Here is a 15,146-nt window from a genome sequence, read left to right on the forward strand (position 1 = left end):
CTTACCACTGGTAGCTTAACGTTGCCACGTACTGACGCTTAACCGCGTACTCACAGCCGTTGTTTTGGCAGGCTGCAAGGTAGGTTTTGTTCGTCAGGTTAGCGGCGTTAAGGGCAACCTGCCACTGGCGGTACTGCCAGCCGATGCGGGCGTCATACACCGTGGCGCCCGGCACCTGCAGCGAGTTATCCGTTGTCGCATAGCTTGGGCCGACATAGCGCACGCCGCCGCCGAGGGAGAAACCATCCAGCGGGCCGCTGAACGCGTACTGGCTCCAGAGCTTGGCCAGGTTGCGGGAAATGCCCATCGGGTGTTTGCCTTCGCTGCCGTCGTTCGCCTGCAGCACTTCCGGGTCGGTCAGCGAGTAGGATGCGAGGATCTGCCAGGCTGGCGTGACGTTCACTTTACCTTCCAGTTCGATCCCACGGGAGCGGATCTCTCCGGTCTGCACGCTGTAATTCACATGATCGGGATCCGGCGTGGCGACGTTGGTTTGGCGCAGATCGAACAGTGCCAGAGTAAACAGCGCGTCCATTCCGACCGGATCGTACTTCAGCCCAACTTCGGTCTGCTTGCCTTTGGTTGGCTTAAACGCATTGCCGTTAAACCCGGTACCCGCGCTTGGCACAAACGAGGTGGAATAGCTGATGTACGGCGCAATGCCGTTATCAAAGTGGTACAACAGCCCCGCACGGCCGGTGGTGGCGTAGTCATTGCGCGTCTGGTGAGAACCGTCCAGCAGGTTGGTCGCTTTGGTTTGCGCGCTGTCATACCGCCCGGCGAGGCTCATCACCCAGTTGTCCAGCGTCAGCTGATCCTGCAGGTAAAGCCCCGTTTGATCCATCGTCGAATGGCTGTTGCTGGTAAACGCCGGGATCTCGACCGGCGTGCTGTAGTCCGGGTTGAGGTAATTCAGCGGCACAGCGTCGCCGTAGCCCGCCTGGCTGCGCACCGAGGAGTGCATCACATCCACGCCGAGCAGCGCGGTGTGCGACACTGGGCCGGTATCAAAGCGGAACTCGCCCTGGTTATCCGCCGCAAAGTTACTCATCGTTTCGGTAAGGTTCATGGAGTAGCGGTCAACCAGCGGCTGGGTTGGGTACGTCCCGAACGGGTACACCATGCGGTAATCGGCGCTGCTGCTGATGTAACGCACGTTCTGGCGCAGCGTAATGTTATCGCTCAATTCGGTACGGAACTGATAGCCGATGCTGCCCTGCCTGCGGGTGTAGGTATCAAAGCCCGGCTGGCCGCCGTAGAAGTGGGTGCCAATATTACCGTTCGGGTTGTTCACCAGCGTGCCTTTGACCGGCAGCATGTTGTAGAAACCGGTGTCAGGATCCTGGCGCAGCTGGGCCAGCAGCGTCAGGCTGGTGCGATCGTTTGGCTGCCAGGTCACGGACGGCGCAATGTCGTAGTGCTGGTAGCGGGTATGATCGACCTGCGTTTTGGTGTCGAAGAAGGTGCCCGCCACGCGGCCAAGCCACTCTTTGCTGTCGGTTAGCGGGCCGGTGACGTCAAAGCCGGTGCCAAACTGGCTGTTATTCCCGGCGCTGACGTAAACCTGGCCGCCCGGCTGGGCCTGCGGCGTTTTGCTGACAAGATTCACTACGCCGCCGGGGTTGGCCTGGCCGTAGAGCACCGAAGCCGGACCTTTGACCACTTCAATGCGGGAGAGCAGGAACGGATCCCACGCCGGGCGGCTCCACCAGGCTTCGCGCGGCAGGCGCAGGCCGTCCAGATATTCGTCGGCTTCAAAGCCACGCACCATGATGGTGTCAAAGCGGGTATCCGGGCCGGCATCTTCCGAGGAGACGCCCGCGACGTAGCGCAGCGTCTGGGGAATGTTTTTTGCCGCCATGGCCGCGATTTGCGCCTGTGTCACCACCGAAATACTCTGCGGCGTGCGGCTAATCAGCGAGCTGGATTTGGTGCCAGCCACCGCCTCATGTGCCACCACATTGGTTTCATCTTCCTGCCCGGAAGAAGAAGGTGCCGTGGCCGTAACAACCATCGTGCTGTCCTGTGCCGCCGGTTTGTCTGCTGCATGGGCAAAGCCCGCGCACGCCGCAAAGACCGCACAACTTAACGCCTTTAAAGGCATGTTCCCGTTTACCCATCCGCCCTGTTTCATATCGACCGTATCATGTTATAAGAAGAGGATCGAAATGATAATTATTCACCTTTAAAAGAGAAGAGCACCCGTGGCAGAATAGCGCGATCGGTTGACGGGATATCGCAAAGCGGACAGAGATTGTCTTAACGCGCTACTGCATCATGAAATGGCGAGAATCGGACGAACGGCAGGCAACAAATGATAAAGCAATTCACACAGCAGAGTCCGCAGGAAGCGTTTCTGGAAGTACGAGAACTCCATTATAGCGCAGGAAGCCAGGAGCCGTTTCACGCCCACGAGCAGGGCCAGCTGATTTACCCGGTCAGCGGCGTGGCAAAAATCCGCAGCGAGCAAAACGTCTGGGTCGTCGCCCCTGGCCACGCGCTTTGGCTGCCGGGGCGCCTGCCTCACGGCCTGGAAGCCATCGGCAACGTGGTCACCCACAATCTCTACATGACGCCAGCGGCTTCTGCCGCGTTCAGCCGCCACAGCCGCAGCCTGGCCGTCACGCCGCTGTTTCAGTCCCTGACCGTCGCTGGCCTGGAAAAACCCGCCGACCCGCAGCGAAGCCAGCTATTGCACGACCTGCTGCACAACGAGCTGCTGCGCCTGCAGGATATTGCCCTGTGCCATATCACCCTTCCCCACGACAGGCGTATTCGCCAGCTTTGCGATGCGCTGTGCAGCGACCTTTCCCAGCGGGAAACCCTGGCCTGGTGGGGAAAACGGGTCGGCGCAAGCGAAAGAACCCTGGCGAGGCTGTTCCGGGAAGAGACGCAGCTCAGCTTTACCGAATGGCGGCAGCAAATGCACCTGGTGGAAGCCGTCTGCCACCTTGCGCGCGGCACCACCATCAGCAATCTTTCCAGCACGCTCGGCTACGCCAGCAGCAGCGCGTTTATCGCTATGTTCAGGAAAAAGCTGGGCGTTTCCCCGCAGAGGTATATTGGCCGCTATCTCTGACACGGCTTTTACAATCCGGTTCCATCGGCGATAATCACCGTTTGCGCCCCGGACCGGAACAACCATGAGCGACACGAAGCCCCCGCAAACGACGGCCAAGCGCCCGATGAAACTCAGCACCTCGGTGACGCTGATGCTGTGCGCCGTTATCGGCTCGGTGCTGCTTGTGGTTTACGCCCTGTACTTTATCCAGATCAGCAACGCCACCCGCAGCGGCCTGAAAGACACCGCGCTGGCGGTGGCGAGAACCCTGGCCGACGATCCGACGATCAAATACGGCCTGACGCAGCCCCACAGCAAAGACATTATTCCGCCGGTAGCTACCCGCGTACAGGAGCGTAATGACCTGCTGTTCGTGGTGGTGACCGACATGAACGGCATTCGCTATTCACATCCCCAACCCGGCAATATTGGCTCGCATTTTATTGGCGACGACATTTTCCCGGCGCTGGAAGGCAAAGAGAATGTGTCGATCAACCACGGCGTGCTGGCGGAAGCCCTGCGCGTCTTTACGCCGGTCTATAACGAACAGCATAAGCAGATAGGCGTAGTCGCCATCGGCATCTCGCTGAGCAAAGTGGACGAGCAGATCAGCAAGAGCCGCTGGAGCGTGCTCTGGACGGTGTTGTTCAGCGCCCTGTTCGGCTCGCTCGGCACCTGGGTGCTGGTGCGGGTGCTGAAACGCATTCTGTTCGGCTTCGAGCCGTATGAAATCTCCGCGCTGTTCGAGCAGCGCCAGGCTATGCTGCAGTCCGTTAAAGAGGGCATTATCGCCGTTGACCGCGAAGGCCGCGTGACGCTTATCAACCACGCGGCGCGCAAAATGCTGCTCTCCCCGGACGATTTCCGCCTCGGTAAAACCGTGCCGCCGGGGCCGCTGGTGGCCACGCTGTGCGAAGTGCTGCACACCGGCACGCCGATTCAGGATCGGCAAATCATCAGCTATGGCCGCCTGGTCTTGTGTAATGCGGTGCCAATTCGTATAAATAATCAGGTGATCGGCGCCATCAGTACCTTCCGAGACAAGACTGAAATCAATTTGTTGACCCAGCGTGTAGACGGCATGGTGAATTATGTCGACGCGCTGCGCGAGCGCTCGCACGAATTTATGAATAAGCTGCACGTCATTCTTGGCCTGCTGCAGCTTAAGCATTACGACAAGCTTGAAGAGTACATTCTGCAAACCGCCAGCAATTACCAGACGGAAATTGGCACGCTGCAGAGCAAAATTAAGTCGCCGGTGATTGCCGGGTTCCTGATCGGCAAGATTAACCGCGCGCGGGAAGCGGGCCACCATCTGGCGCTTGCCGACGAATGCCAGCTGCCGGACAACCCGAACGAACTTCAGGTGATGGCGCTGATTACCGCGCTGGGCAACCTGATTGAAAACGCGCTGGACGCGATGGGCGACCAGCCTGATGGCGAAGTAGGCGTGCTGCTGCACTACCAGAACGGCGTGCTAAGCGTGGAAGTCAGCGACGACGGACCGGGTATAGAGCCGGACCATATTCAGTCTATTTTTGACAAAGGCTACTCCACCAAAGGCGAGCAGCGTGGCGTGGGGCTGTTCCTTGCCAGGCAGCAGCTTGAGCGCCTTGGCGGCAGTATTCAGGTGGAGTCAGAACCCGGCGTCTTCACCCAATTCTTTGTGCAGTTACCCTGGGATAGTGAAAGGAACAATGCGTGATTAATGTCTTAATTGTTGATGATGATGCGATGGTTGCGGAACTTAACCGCGCCTACGTCAGCCAAATCCCGGGCTTTAGCTGCTGCGGTTCCGCCTCCACGCTGAAACAGGCGCGGGAGATGGTCAGCAACCCGGAGCTAAAAATAGATCTGATCCTGCTGGATGTGTATATGCAGCAGGATAACGGCCTGGATCTGCTGCCGACGCTGCGTGAAGCGGGAAAAACCATCGATGTGATCGTTATCTCCTCGGCGGCGGACGCGGCGACTATCCAGAAGTCGATGCACTACGGCGTGGTGGATTACCTGATCAAACCGTTCCAGTTCCCGCGCTTTGAAGAAGCGTTAACCAACTGGCGCGAAAAGAAAAACCTGATGGGCACCCACAAATATTACGAGCAGGCGGACGTTGACCGACTGCTGCACGGTGGCTCCCCGGTGGTCGCGGACGCCAAGCGCCTGCCGAAAGGGCTGACGCCGCAAACGCTGCGCACCATTTGCCAGTGGATCGACACCCACCCGACGGAAGAGTTCTCCACCGACGAACTGGCGGCGGCGGTGAATATCTCTCGCGTGTCATGCCGTAAGTATCTGATCTGGCTGGCGCAGATCAATATCCTGTTCACCAGCATTCATTACGGCATGACCGGCCGCCCGGTGTACCGCTATCGCCTGCAGGCCGAACAGCTTGGCCTGCTCAAGCAGTACTGCCAGTAATCAGCCGGTAGCTGTCATCCAGTAACGTAAAGCGGAACTGGCTGCTGGCGGAAGAGAGAATAATCTCTCGCTGTTTGGTGACAAAAATCGCCTCGATATCGGGGCGATTCGCCAGCACGGCGCCGCCCTTTTCTAATCCCATGCCGTAAATCAACGTCGTCCAGATGTCCCCATCCAGCGAGTCAGTCGAGACGATCGTCACGCTATCCAGGTCGTTATCCAGCGGGTAGCCCGTGCGCGGGTCGAGAATATGGTGATAGCGTTTGCCGTCCAGCTCGAAATAGCGCTCGTAAACGCCGGATGTCACCACCGATTTGTTCGCCACCTCAATCACGCCCAGCATCTCTTCCGGGCCGCTAAACGGCTTTTTCAGCCCGATGGACCAGCCGCCTTCCGGCGAGCCCAGCGTCTGCACGTTGCCGCCGAGGTTAATCAGCCCCTGCGCCACGCCCTGCCGCTGCAGGAAGTCGCGTACCCGGTCGGCAATGTAGCCCTTGGCTATCGCGCCCAGGTCTATTTCCATCCCGCTATGTGCCAGATAAACGCTGCCTTCGGCTTCGTCCAGCACCACCTGATGCGGCTGCGTGCGCGGCAGCAGCGCGGCGATGTCTTCTGCCGGCGGAACGCTATCGCCCTTGAAACCAATCTTCCACCGCTTCACCAGCGGGCCAATGGCGAGATTAAAAATACTGTCGGGGAACAGGCTGGCGGCTTTGGCGCATTTGATAAGCTCGAACACCGGACGGCTGACGGCAACCGGATGTTTGCCCGCCGCGTGATTAATGCTCATCACCTGGGATTCGGCCCGGTTCACGGTGAGCAGATCTTCGTATTGTTTGATCAGGCGGAACACCTGAGAGGCGAGAGTTTCGTTGGGTTCGAACAGCTTGAGGAGAATGGGCGAGCCCATTAAAACGGCAGAGTAGCCATAAACACCTTCGGGTTGCGACATAGCGGGCTCCTTTTGCTGAAAAGGTTGCGCCCCGGCGAGGGCCGGAGCGCAGTTGGGCTTAGCGTTTTGCCCAGCTTGCCGCCTGATGGCCCGCCAGGGTACCAAAGACAATAATATCCGCCACCGCGTTACCGCCGATGCGGTTGCCGCCGTGAATACCACCGGCCACTTCACCCGCCGCGAACGCGCCAGGGATAACCTGATGCTGTTTATCCAGCACTTCGGTTTCGGCGTTGATGGTCACGCCGCCCATGGTGTGGTGCACCCCAGGGGCGATGCGGATGGCGTGGAACGGGCCATCTTTAATCGGGTTGCGCAGCGCGGTTTTACGGCCAAAATCTTCGTCGTACTGATTTTCCACGAAGCCGTTGTAACGCTCAAGCGTGGCGAGGAAGGTGTGGTAATCCATTCCCAGTTTCTCCGCCAGTTCGCGAGGCCCTTCGGCGCTGACCACAAAGCCTTTGGCGATGTACTCATCTGCCGCTTTGTTTTTAGTGCGAACGTTCTCGTCGAACACGATGTAAGCGTATTTCTCCGGCAGCGCGATAATCTGCGCCGACACTTTATCGCGGGTTTCCATTTCGTTGAAGAAGCGGCTGCCTTTTTGGTTCACAAGGATGGCACCGCCGCCGCGAATGGACTCGGAAATCAGGTACGAGGTGGTTTGCTCCACGGTTGGGTGAATCTGTATTTCGCCCATATCCACGGTGCCTGCGCCCAGTTTTTCCAGCAGCGCGATACCGCCGCCCGTGGCGCCTTTGTGGTTAGTGGTGACAAAGCCTTCCAGATCCGGGCGGTATTTCACCACCATCGAGCTGTTGGCGCTGAAGCCGCCGGTCGCCACGATCACGCTTTTCGCGTGGATGGTCAGCGCTTCGTTTTCGTCCGTCAGCAGCGCCACGCCGCTGACTGCGCCCTGGTCAAACAGGATTTCCGTTACCGCCGTTTCCATCAGCACGTCGATGCTGCGTTTGTTGATGTTACGCAGCAGGCCGCTGATCAGGTAGCCGCCGACCGCCGAGCCGTCACGTGGGCGGTGGGTGCGGTCAATGCTCATCCCGCCGGTGGTGGTGATGTCGTTCAGCATGATGCCGCGATCCGCCAGCCACTCAATGGCCTGCGGGGCGTTTTCCACAAAGCGGTGCAGCAGCTCTGGGTTATTTTTGTTGTAGCCGCCTTTCAGGGTTTCGGCATAGAACAGCTCTTTGCTGTCGAAGATACCTTTGACGCGCTGGAAGCGGGTTTCCGCCGCGTTCATCCCGGCAGATGCCTTAACGGTGTTCCCGCCGATGGACGGCATTTTCTCAACGATCAGCACGCTGGCACCTTCGTCGTGAGCCTGAATCGCCGCCGCCAGACCGGCACCGCCGCTGCCGACCACAACGACGTCGTAGTTCTGCGGGGCGCTAACGCCGCCGCTTTCTTCAAACGCCTGCTGCTTGCTGGATTTCACCATCGCTTTAGAAACGGCTTTTTTCACCGCTTCGCTCTGGGAAGTCGCGCCGGAAATGGCATCCACAAACGGCGAGTTGGCGGTCAGGATACGGGTACGAATTTCTTCGAAGTTAGTGGTGAACTCCACGTCGTCCTGCGGGCCAGCGGCCAGCGCGATATCGGCGATGCGATCGCTGTCGAGGCTGACGTTAATCACCAGTTGGTTGACGTCATCGCTGACGGTTTCTTCGAAGATCCCCGGTTTAAATTTAGAGGCTCCGCCCATGCTCATGTCACGGATCATCGCCTCGACCAGCGAGAAGCGCCACAGCGGCTCAGGGATGGTCAATTCTTCGCGTTTGGTGCTGTCGATAAACAGATCCAGCACTTCGCCGTTGGCGATGCGGGCAGTCCAGTCCGGGTAGGCAATGCAGGCGCGGCCTACGGCCACCAGGTCATACCCGTGCTCCAGCGCGGTTTCCACGTCGGAAGCATTCACGATGCCGCCCACGCCCATCACCGGGATCTGCGCCAGCGCGTCGGAGCGCATTGCACAGTATTTATTGATCAGCGGCGTCGGGTCGGTGGTGTCGTTAATGGACGGACGCAGCGAGTAACCCAGAGAGAAGTGCAGGTAGTCCAGGCCTCGCTCGGCCAGTTTTTCCAGCAGGTACATGGTGTCGTCGAAACGAATCCCTGGCACTTCAAGCTCTTCCGGGGAGAAACGGTAGCCGATGATGAATGCATCGTCAGCAAACTGACGCACCATCTGATGGGTGATATCCAGCACGGCAAGCGGGAACTTAGCGCGGTTGTCGCGGCTGCCGCCCCATTCGTCATCACGCTGGTTTGAGTTCGGGGAGTAGAACTGTTGAATCAGATAGGTGTTCGCGCCGTGGATTTCCACACCGTCGAAACCAGCCTGAATGGCGCGGCGAACGGCCTCACCAAATTTAGTCACCATGCCCGCCACTTCTTCTGTGGTCAGGGCACGCGGTGTTGCAGCACCGTCGCGTGGTGCGGCCAGCGCGCTTGGGCCAACCGGCGTGCGGCCACCGATGAGTTTAGGGTCGACCATGCGGCCGCCGTGGTAAATCTGCAGCAGGGCTCTGGAGCCTTCAGCTTTAATCGCGGCGGCGATTTTCGCCAGGCCAGCAATTTTTTCGTCGGTGTCTATCCCGATAGCGCCAGGGAAGGCCAGGCCTAAATCGTCAATAAAGCAGCATTCCACCACGATGGTACCGATGCTCCCGGCGCGGACGCGGTAGTACTCCACCAGCTCTTCGGTCACGGTGCCATCAAAATACCCGGTACAGGTAGTCATCGGTGCCATTAGCAGACGATTTTTTAACGCCGTACCGTTAGGTAAAGTAAATGGGCTTAACATGTTTTTGTCGGTGCTCATAATGTCGACTCCAAACTTTAAAATTTAAAACTGAGAATTCGGTTGCTGGCACTATTTTCGTTCTGGTTATTGGCCATTTCGCATGTCAACAATATAAGACTATTTTTAGTTACCAAACTATTTACGTTAGTTTAAAAACTATTGAAGAACCGTAATAACACAATTACCCACAACGTGTTATTAATTAAAATATAAAAGATAACAGCTTATTAAATTAATATAACATTTTAGTTACCTACCGGATGCACGCCGTGAACACGCGCCAGACCATGCGGCAAGCGGAATCGAGTCAGCAAAAAACATCAAAAATGACCTGAGCGCCGCTTTTTTAATGATCAAACTGATAACTTTTCGCCGTAAATAACCCTGCTAAAACACGAACTATTATTTTTTACGAAAAGAATAACCAGAATCTGTTTTTTTGATCTCGATCAATTGTCATATACCCCGAAAGCGCAATATATAACTATCCATAAAATTTAATTCACCGCCGATAAAAAGCGATGAATACCTATTTCCGCAACCGCTAACCAAGAGCGTTTAATTAATAAAGTAAGTTTAAAAACTAAAGTAAGCGGAAATATAAAACGAATCCTTAACTCCTTATAACGGTGTCATTATGAGTGTAATAACCACCAATCTACCGCCGCTCAAAGAGAGCAATAAAAAAGCAGGCAACAACAAACGTTGGCTGATGATGGCCCTGCCCATCATTGTGGCGCTGTTGCTGATGCTGGTTCCGGTCCCGGACGGCCTGCCGCCGTACGCCTGGCACTTCTTCGCTGTCTTCGTCGGCGTTATCGTCGGGCTTATCTTCGAACCGCTGCCGGGCGCCGTTATCGGCCTGACCGGGATCGTCGTCATTTCGCTCGGCAGTCAGTGGCTGCTGTTCAGCCCGGAGCAAATGGCCGACCCGAAATTCAAGCTGGCGGGAGCCTCCTTTAAATGGGCGGTCAGCGGCTTCGGGAACTCCACCGTCTGGCTTATCTTCGGCGCATTTATGTTTGCTGCCGGTTACGATAAGACCCAGTTTGGCCGCCGACTGGCGCTGATTCTGGTGAAATACCTTGGCCGCCGCAGCCTGACGCTGGGCTACGCCATTGCTTTCGCCGACCTGCTGCTGGCACCGTTTACCCCGTCCAACACCGCACGCAGCGGCGGGACCATCTACCCGATTATCGCTAACCTGCCGCCGCTGTATGGCTCAAAACCTAACGACCCAAGCGCGCGTAAAATCGGTTCTTACCTGATGTGGGTGGCTATCACCGCAGCCTGTATCACCAGCTCAATGTTCCTCTCTGCGCTGGCCCCTAACCTGCTGGCACTGGCTTTGGTGAAAAGCATCGTTGGCATCAACATCTCCTGGGGCATGTGGTTCCTCGCCTTCCTGCCGCTGGGCCTGCTGTTACTGCTGACCATGCCGCTGCTGGCTTACTGGCTCTACCCGCCTGAAGTGAAAGTGAACGACGAAGTGCCAAAATGGGCGAGCCGTGAACTGGAAAAACTGGGCAAACTGTCCCGCAACGAAATCCTGCTGCTGGTGTTCGTCTGCTCCGCGCTGGTGATGTGGATCTTCGCGGCAAGCTGGATTGAACCTGCGCTTGCGGCCCTGCTGGTTATCGTGCTGATGCTGTGGACCGGCGTTCTGAACTGGAACGACATCACCAATAACAAAGCGGCGTGGAACACCTTCGTCTGGTTCGCCACCCTGGTTGCCCTGGCCGATGGCCTGTCTTCTACCGGCTTCATCTCCTGGCTGGGTAAAGAAGGCGGCGCGCTGATGACCGGTATCGCCCCAGGCACCGCGACCATTGTCCTGCTGCTGGCGTTCTACCTGCTGCACTACCTGTTTGCGAGCACCACCGCGCACACCACCGCGCTGCTGCCAGCGATGCTGACCATCGCCTCCACCATTCCGGGCATGAATATGGAAGTGTTCTGTCTGCTGATGGTGACCTCGCTGGGTATCATGGGCATCATCACTCCATACGGCACCGGCCCAAGCCCTATCTACTACGGTAGCGGCTACCTGCCAACTAAAGATTACTGGCGCCTGGGCACCATCTTCGGTGGCCTGTTCCTGGCCGCGCTGCTGGTGATTGGTTATCCGTGGATGTCCCTGATGTTCTGATTTAAAGCCGCTGGAGGGCAACCTCCGGCGGTTTATTTTTATGGAGTAACGAGCTATGTCGAACAAACCTTTTGTTTACCAAAATCCCTTCCCGCAGGCGCATGACGACACCGAATATTACCTGTTAACCCGCGACCACGTTTCCGTCAGCGAATTTGAAGGCCAGTCCATCCTTAAAGTTGAGCCACAGGCGCTGACCCTGCTCGCTCAGCAGGCGTTTCACGATGCGGCGTTTATGCTGCGTCCGGCACACCAGCAGCAGGTGGCGGATATCCTGAGCGACCCGGAAGCCAGCGAAAACGATAAGTACGTCGCGCTGCAGTTCCTGCGTAACTCAGACATCTCGGCCAAGGGCATTCTGCCGACCTGCCAGGATACCGGCACCGCCATCATCATGGGCAAAAAAGGCCAGCGCGTCTGGACCGGCGGTGGCGATGAAGCGGCGCTGTCTCAGGGCGTGTACAACACCTACATCGAAGATAACCTGCGCTACTCCCAGAACGCCGCGCTGGATATGTACAAAGAGGTGAACACCGGCACCAACCTGCCTGCACAAATTGACCTCTACAGCGTGGACGGCGATGAATATAAATTCCTGTGCGTCGCCAAAGGCGGCGGTTCTGCCAACAAAACCTATCTGTATCAGGAAACTAAAGCACTGATCACCCCGGCGAAGCTTAAAAATTACCTGGTTGAGAAGATGCGCACGCTGGGCACCGCGGCCTGTCCGCCGTATCACGTCGCGTTTGTGATTGGCGGCACCTCCGCAGAATCCACGCTGAAAACCGTGAAGCTGGCGTCGACCCACTACTACGACGGCCTGCCAACCGAAGGTAACGAGCACGGCCAGGCGTTCCGCGACGTGCAGCTTGAGCAAGAGCTGCTGAAAGAAGCGCAGGAGCTTGGCCTGGGCGCGCAGTTCGGCGGCAAATACTTCGCCCACGATATCCGCGTCGTTCGTCTGCCACGCCACGGCGCATCCTGCCCAATCGGCATGGGCGTCTCCTGCTCCGCCGACCGCAACATCAAGGCGAAAATCAACAAAGACGGCATCTGGATTGAGAAGCTGGAAAGCAATCCGGGCAAATACATCCCGGAAGAGCTGCGCCAGGCCGGAGAAGGCGAAGCGGTGAAAGTGAACCTGAACCGCCCGATGAAAGAGATCCTCGCGCAGCTGTCCGACTTCCCGGTGTCCACTCGCCTGTCGCTTAGCGGCACCATCATCGTGGCACGCGACATCGCCCACGCGAAGCTGAAAGAACGCCTCGATAACGGCGAAGCGTTGCCGCAGTACGTGAAAGATCACCCGATCTACTACGCTGGCCCGGCTAAAACGCCGGAAGGTTACGCTTCCGGTTCCCTGGGCCCAACCACGGCAGGCCGCATGGACTCCTACGTGGACCAGCTGCAGGCCAACGGCGGCAGCATGATCATGCTGGCCAAAGGCAACCGCAGCAAGCCAGTGACCGACGCCTGTCACAAACACGGCGGCTTCTACCTGGGCAGCATCGGTGGCCCGGCGGCTGTGCTGGCGCAAAACAGCATCAAGAGCCTTGAACTGGTGGAATACCCTGAGCTGGGTATGGAAGCCATCTGGAAAATCGAAGTGGAAGACTTCCCGGCGTTTATCCTGGTGGATGACAAAGGCAACGACTTCTTCCAGCAGATCCAGAACAAACAGTGCGCGGGCTGTAACAAGCACTGATTTCAGTGAATACGGATAATAAGGCGGGCGCTACGGTGCCCGCTTTTTTTTGCCCCAAAGTTACCCCATACTGAGGCCACATTTCAGCCAACGCCAACGCAAGGACTTCACATGTTAAGGATAATCAGCTGGCTACTGCTCACGCTGCTTAGCTGTGCGGGACTTGGCGCCTGGTTTTTACAGCAGCAGTACGAAGATAAATCCGCCGACTTCCGCATTCTTTACCGCGAAATCACGGTTAAGCTGTCCCAGCACGATGCCATCATTCCTCTGCTGCCCGTCAGCCAAAACGCCGTTGAGGTGCAGCACATTCTGCCGCAGATCGTCGAGTGGCGACGGCATGACAACCCGGAGCCTCGCCTGGCGATTGTGCCAGAAGCCAATGGCCGCTACTGGCTGAACCGCCCTAACCTCTCTCTGCTGATCGATCTCCCGACGCTGCTCGACACGCTGGGCGAGAAAAAGACGTTTCAACACCTCAGCATCAGCTGGAATAACACTCTTCTTTGCGAACAGGGCACCGCCAACAAGGGTTACTGGCAGTGGGATAAAACCGTCGCCAGCCCGACGCAGCCGTTTTTAGTTTCGGCCAGCGACAGCCCGGCATGGGCGAAACTGCCCTGGTGGCTGATAGCATCCCCGGCGCTGTTTTGGGCGCTGGCGATCTACTTGCTGACGCAATATCAGGCCAACAAACGCCGCCGGGACATTGCCGACCTGCGCGCCCGCTACGCCGAACTGACGCGCCTCAATACCATGGGAGAATTGGCGGCCGGCATGGTGCACGAGCTGAACCAGCCGCTGAGCGCCATCATGAGCTATAACCAGGCAGCAGTACGGCTGATTAAACAGGATAATCCGGCTCAGGTACCAGAACTGCTGGACGCCGCCGTGCTGCAGATAAAGCGCATCGACGGCCTGCTTAGCCAATTTCGCCAGAAGCTCACCAGCGAACGCGCCGAGCACCAGCGGGTCGATCTCCCGTCGCTCTGGCAGCGCGTGTGCAAACTGTTGGATAACGAACTGAGCCACAGCAAAATCCGCGTCACCAGCCATTTTGCCGACGACCTGCCGCCGCTCATCGCCCCGCCGCTGTGGGTTGAGCAAATCCTGCATAACATCGCCAGCAACGCGATTCAGGCACAAACCAACGGCGCAGGCTGGGTACACCTGGAGGCAAGCTCGGATAATAACGGCATCGCGCTGACGGTAACCGACGGCGGGCCGGGGCTTTCTCCTGAGGCGCTGGAACAGGTCTTTATTCCGTTCTTCACCACCCGAGCGCAGGGCGTCGGGCTGGGGATGGCGCTCGCCGACACGCTGGTACAGCGCCTGAACGGCACCATTGAGGCCGGCAACACATCAGCGGGCGGAGCCTGCTTCCGCCTGTGGTTCCCGCTTAAGGATGAGGAGAAATAATGGCACCATGTATCTGGCTGATTGACGATGACGCCGCCATTCGTGACTCGCTGAGTCTGCTGCTTGCCACCGTCGGTTGGCAAACCCTGGCTTTTGACAGCGCCCAGGCGTTTCAGCAAAACGCCGGTGACTTAAGCCAGCTCGACGGCTGTATGCTGCTCGATATCCGCATGCCAGGGAAAACCGGGCTGACGCTGCTGGAGGAGTGGACGCAGCAGGGCCTGGCGCTGCCGGTGATTATCATGACCGGACACGGCAACATCGATTTATGCCGCCGCGCCTTTAAGAACGGTGCCTTTGAGTTCCTGACCAAGCCGGTTGATGCCGATCTGCTGTTCGAGGTCGTGGGTACCGCAATGGAACAACAGAAAGCGAAAGTTGAAGCCCGGCAGCAATGGCAGCCGCTACAGGAAAAGCTAGCCACGCTCACCGCGCGGGAAAAAGAGATGCTGAAGCAGCTTATTCAGGGCTATTCCAGTAAGGAGATCGCGCAGCTGTGTTCGCTGTCGCCGCGCACCGTGGAAGCGCACCGCGCCAATATTTTCTCCAAACTGGAAGTCAACTCGCTGCCCAAACTGCTGAAAACCTACGGCGACATCGCCAGAGAGACTAAGTAAA

At 57.7% G+C, this 15,146-nt stretch carries 10 protein-coding genes; 7 read left to right on the forward strand and 3 right to left on the reverse strand.

The window, feature by feature from the left end; genetic code table 11:
- Position 1: 1 nt before the first annotated feature.
- Positions 2-2,134, reverse strand: a complete 2,133-nt coding sequence (locus tag ACREYP_RS17645) for a TonB-dependent siderophore receptor (protein WP_336818489.1) — start codon at positions 2,132-2,134, stop codon at positions 2-4.
- 180 nt (positions 2,135-2,314) lie between these two features.
- Between ACREYP_RS17645 and ACREYP_RS17650 the strand changes: the two genes are divergently transcribed.
- The 3 genes from ACREYP_RS17650 (at position 2,315) to dcuR (ending at position 5,482) form a co-directional block, all read left to right on the forward strand.
- Positions 2,315-3,079: an AraC family transcriptional regulator gene (locus ACREYP_RS17650; RefSeq protein WP_166876253.1), complete on the forward strand. Its 765-nt coding sequence runs from the start codon at positions 2,315-2,317 to the stop codon at positions 3,077-3,079.
- Positions 3,080-3,143: 64 nt separating this feature from the next.
- Positions 3,144-4,766 (forward strand): sensor histidine kinase, encoded by a 1,623-nt coding sequence (locus ACREYP_RS17655; protein ID WP_008454419.1) that lies wholly within the window; start codon positions 3,144-3,146, stop codon positions 4,764-4,766.
- Positions 4,763-5,482 (forward strand): two-component system response regulator DcuR, encoded by a 720-nt coding sequence (dcuR, locus tag ACREYP_RS17660; protein WP_008454417.1) that lies wholly within the window; start codon positions 4,763-4,765, stop codon positions 5,480-5,482. Before ACREYP_RS17655 ends, dcuR begins: the two co-directional genes overlap by 4 nt.
- On the opposite strand, the gene ACREYP_RS17665 is transcribed toward dcuR, so the two are convergent.
- Both ACREYP_RS17665 and ACREYP_RS17670 read right to left on the reverse strand, forming a co-directional pair.
- Entirely contained in the window at positions 5,463-6,434 is a 972-nt protein-coding gene (locus tag ACREYP_RS17665) for an FAD:protein FMN transferase (RefSeq protein ID WP_336818488.1), read from the reverse strand. The genes dcuR and ACREYP_RS17665 overlap by 20 nt on opposite strands.
- Positions 6,435-6,492: 58 nt before the next feature.
- The gene (locus ACREYP_RS17670) at positions 6,493-9,273 is read right to left on the reverse strand and encodes a flavocytochrome c (protein WP_336818487.1); all 2,781 of its coding nucleotides are present in this window, start codon (positions 9,271-9,273) and stop codon (positions 6,493-6,495) included.
- 619 nt (positions 9,274-9,892) lie between these two features.
- Here ACREYP_RS17670 and ACREYP_RS17675 point away from each other — a divergent pair.
- The 4 genes from ACREYP_RS17675 (at position 9,893) to ACREYP_RS17690 (ending at position 15,145) form a co-directional block, all read left to right on the forward strand.
- Positions 9,893-11,404 (forward strand): anion permease, encoded by a 1,512-nt coding sequence (locus tag ACREYP_RS17675; RefSeq protein WP_008454410.1) that lies wholly within the window; start codon positions 9,893-9,895, stop codon positions 11,402-11,404.
- A 55-nt stretch (positions 11,405-11,459) separates the two neighbouring features.
- Positions 11,460-13,109, forward strand: coding sequence for a class I fumarate hydratase FumA (gene fumA / locus ACREYP_RS17680; RefSeq protein WP_336818486.1), 1,650 nt, complete (start codon positions 11,460-11,462; stop codon positions 13,107-13,109).
- A 111-nt stretch (positions 13,110-13,220) separates the two neighbouring features.
- Entirely contained in the window at positions 13,221-14,528 is a 1,308-nt protein-coding gene (locus tag ACREYP_RS17685; RefSeq protein ID WP_008454406.1) for a sensor histidine kinase, read from the forward strand.
- On the forward strand, positions 14,528-15,145 hold the full coding sequence (locus ACREYP_RS17690; RefSeq protein ID WP_336818485.1) for a response regulator transcription factor: 618 nt from the start codon (positions 14,528-14,530) through the stop codon (positions 15,143-15,145). Before ACREYP_RS17685 ends, ACREYP_RS17690 begins: the two co-directional genes overlap by 1 nt.
- Position 15,146 lies beyond the last annotated feature (1 nt).

The organism is Enterobacter sp. TMH.L2 (assembly GCF_050847315.1).
Taxonomy (GTDB): Bacteria; Pseudomonadota; Gammaproteobacteria; order Enterobacterales; family Enterobacteriaceae; genus Cedecea.

Bases quoted from the DNA above. Each gene is read 5' to 3' on its own strand.
- ACREYP_RS17670 (WP_336818487.1), bottom strand. From the start codon at position 9,273: ATGAGCACCGACAAAAACATGTTAAGCCCATTTACTTTACCTAACGGT.
- ACREYP_RS17665 (WP_336818488.1), bottom strand. From the start codon at position 6,434: ATGTCGCAACCCGAAGGTGTTTATGGCTACTCTGCCGTTTTAATGGGC.
- fumA (WP_336818486.1), top strand. From the start codon at position 11,460: ATGTCGAACAAACCTTTTGTTTACCAAAATCCCTTCCCGCAGGCGCAT.
- ACREYP_RS17645 (WP_336818489.1), bottom strand. From the start codon at position 2,134: ATGAAACAGGGCGGATGGGTAAACGGGAACATGCCTTTAAAGGCGTTA.
- ACREYP_RS17650 (WP_166876253.1), top strand. From the start codon at position 2,315: ATGATAAAGCAATTCACACAGCAGAGTCCGCAGGAAGCGTTTCTGGAA.
- ACREYP_RS17655 (WP_008454419.1), top strand. From the start codon at position 3,144: ATGAGCGACACGAAGCCCCCGCAAACGACGGCCAAGCGCCCGATGAAA.
- ACREYP_RS17685 (WP_008454406.1), top strand. From the start codon at position 13,221: ATGTTAAGGATAATCAGCTGGCTACTGCTCACGCTGCTTAGCTGTGCG.
- ACREYP_RS17690 (WP_336818485.1), top strand. From the start codon at position 14,528: ATGGCACCATGTATCTGGCTGATTGACGATGACGCCGCCATTCGTGAC.
- ACREYP_RS17675 (WP_008454410.1), top strand. From the start codon at position 9,893: ATGAGTGTAATAACCACCAATCTACCGCCGCTCAAAGAGAGCAATAAA.